This window comes from Bradyrhizobium sp. P5_C11_2, assembly GCF_054049755.1.
Genome location: NZ_JBFULT010000764.1, coordinates 1 through 2,859 on the forward strand (window position 1 = coordinate 1; position 2,859 = coordinate 2,859).

At 64.6% G+C, this 2,859-nt stretch carries 2 protein-coding genes; both read left to right on the forward strand.

The window, feature by feature from the left end:
- The first annotated feature begins 438 nt into the window (after positions 1–438).
- A complete protein-coding gene (locus tag ACXJL8_RS38175) occupies positions 439–1,440 on the forward strand; it encodes a glycoside hydrolase family 16 protein (RefSeq protein WP_456686719.1) in 1,002 nt (333 codons plus the stop codon).
- Positions 1,441–1,442: 2 nt separating this feature from the next.
- A partial coding sequence (locus ACXJL8_RS38180) for a GH1 family beta-glucosidase (RefSeq protein WP_456686720.1) occupies positions 1,443–2,859 on the forward strand: 1,417 nt, incomplete at its 3' end.

Genomic DNA, 2,859 nt, shown 5'->3' on the forward strand with positions numbered 1-2,859 from the left:
CCACCAGGCCGCGCACATATATCGTTCGCTTCGATGGCGAGGACTGAATCGATTCCAACGTCTCGGCGAACATGGGCGGCAGCCTCGGACCGGCAGGGCGGCGGGCCCGGACGCCGGGCCRCCAATCACGGCCGAGATTGCCTTCAGAGACTTAAGGGACGGTAACGAAAGGATAAGGATTTTAGCGGGTGCCGATGGCGTCCGACGCCGCCGGCCGCTTGGAATTCAGACCGCCTTCGGTCTCGAACGTCCGCCCTGGCGGAGCAGCGGGATCAGGCCCAGTTCGTCACCAGTCTTGCGGTGCGATGCCGCGATTTCCCGCGCATTTGCGTGCGATATCGAAATGTTCCCTTTGAATTCGCCGGGTGACATCGCGCGGCCCGCTTGTCCGCGGGAACGCGGAAGGGCTAACCTGACGTCTTCCTCGGATGTGCGGTGATGATCGGCCGTTGGGCGAAGGGCATTTTGGTCRCGATCGGTCTGTCTGCCACGCCTGCATCGGGCGTCGCGCAGGACGATCTTGATGGCGCGCCGGGCAACTTGTCACTGCAAGTCACGACCGATCCCTCCATGATCGCGTGCCGCAGGCTGGAGAGCGTCAATCCCGCGTCGCTCGCGTTTCTGCCGTTGCGCCGGACTTTCAATGACGATTTCGACGAGCATCCGCTCGCGAAGGGACGCTGGGTGCCGCATTATGCCGGCGGTGCCGCCTGGCCCGAAGCACGCTATTGGGGCGGCGACGGCTCCGACTTCAAGCGCAAGACCAGCGCCAATGGCGAGCAGCAGATCTATGTCGATCCGCGCTACGCCGGCCGCGCGACCGCGCCGCTCGGGCTCGATCCCTTCAAGGTGAAGGACGGCGTGCTGTCGATCGTGGCGAGCCGCACGCCGCCGGAGCTGAAGTCCGTGCTGTTCAACAACGAGTACGTCTCCGGGTTACTCACGACTCAGGGCACGTTCGCGCAGAAGCACGGCTATTTCGAGATCCGCGCCAAGATCCCGGTCGGCCACGCGGTGTGGCCGGCCTTCTGGATGCTGGCGGATGACGGCGGCTGGCCGCCCGAGGTCGACGTGCTGGAAGGCCGTGGCGAGCGGCCCGGCGATCTCGTGATGACGACGCATTGGCGGATTCCGTCGACCCAGAGGATCCAGTCCTGCGGCTTCGACTTCACGGTCGGCGACGCTTCGCACGCATTCCACAATTACGGTGTGCTGTGGGAGGAGGATCGGCTGGTCTATTTCATCGATCGCAGGCCGGTCTCCGATATCAAGGTCCCGATCGGCTTCGACGATCCGATGTACATGATCGTCAATCTCGCGATCGGATCGAAGTTCTTTGTCGGCGTCGGTCCCGTCGATGCGGAATCGCCGCCGCGCGTCGCATTCGAGATCGACCGGATTTCGGCCTATCAGATCGATATGCAGCAGGCGGGGAGATAGCGATGCTCGCTGATGTCTCACGCCGCATATTTGCAAAGCTCGCCGGCCTCGCCGCGCTCGGCGCGGCGGCAGGCGCCAGCGCTGCCGAAAACGAAACGCCCGCATCGATCGAGCGCCACGCGCCGGCGCGCTTCCCGAAGGATTTTCTGTGGGGAACGGCGACCTCGTCCTACCAGATCGAAGGCGCCGTCGGCGAGGACGGCCGCGGCAAGTCGATCTGGGACACCTTTAGCCACACGCCCGGCAAGATCGAGGACGGCACCACCGGCGACCGCGCCAACGAGCATTATCATCGCTACAAGAAAGACGTCGGGCTGATCAGGGAGCTCGGCGTCAAGGCCTACCGCTTCTCGATCGCATGGCCGCGGGTATTTCCGGACGGCGCGGGGCTCCCCAATGCCAAGGGGCTCGATTTCTACAATCGCCTCGTCGATGAGCTGCTCGCGAACGGCATCGAACCCTACGCGACGCTCTATCACTGGGACCTGCCGCAGGCGCTCCAGGACCGTGTCGGCGGCTGGCAGTCCAGCGACACCTCAAAGGCCYTTGCCGACTATGCCGCTTACGTCGCCCAGCGCCTGACCGATCGCGTGAAGAACATCTTCACCGTGAACGAGGTCGGACGCTTCGTGAATTTCGGCTATGGCTGGGGCATCGATGCGCCCGGCCTCAAGCTGCCGCCAGCGCAGCTGAACCAGGCCCGCCATCACGTCGCGCTGGCGCATGGGCTCGCGGTGCAGGCGATCCGCGCCTCGGGCCGCGCCGGTACCCGCGTGGGTGCGGCCGAGAACATCGCGGCCTGCGTGCCGGCGATCGCGACGCCGGAGAACATCCGCGCCGCCGAGATCGCAACGCGCGAGCTCAATGCCGGCTTCCTCGGCGTGGTGCTGGAAGGCAAATACACCGACGGCTTCCTCGCCTATGCCGGCCCCGACGCGCCGAAATTCACGGCCGAGGAGTTGAAGATCATCGGCACGCCAAACGATTTCGTCGGCCTCAATATCTACGCGCCGCAATACTACGTCACGGCCTCCGACCGCGCGCCGGGCTTCCGCGTGCTGCCGTTCCCGTCCTCGTTTCCGCACATGAATTCGGAGTGGCTGCGGATCGGCCCCGAGGTGATCTACTGGGCGCCGCGCATCGCCGCGAAGATCTGGAACATCAACACCATCTATATCAGCGAGAACGGTACGTCTTCCGAGGACAAGCTCGCCGCCGACGGCCAGGTCTACGACCTCGACCGCATCATGTTCCTGCGCAACTATCTGACCCAGATGYAACGCGCGATCGCCGAGGGCGTGCCAATCCGCGGCTATTTCCTCTGGAGCCTGATGGACAATTTCGAGTGGATCTTCGGCTACGGCCAGCGCTTCGGTCTCTACCGCGTCGATTTCGAGACGCAGGTGCGGGTGCCGAAGC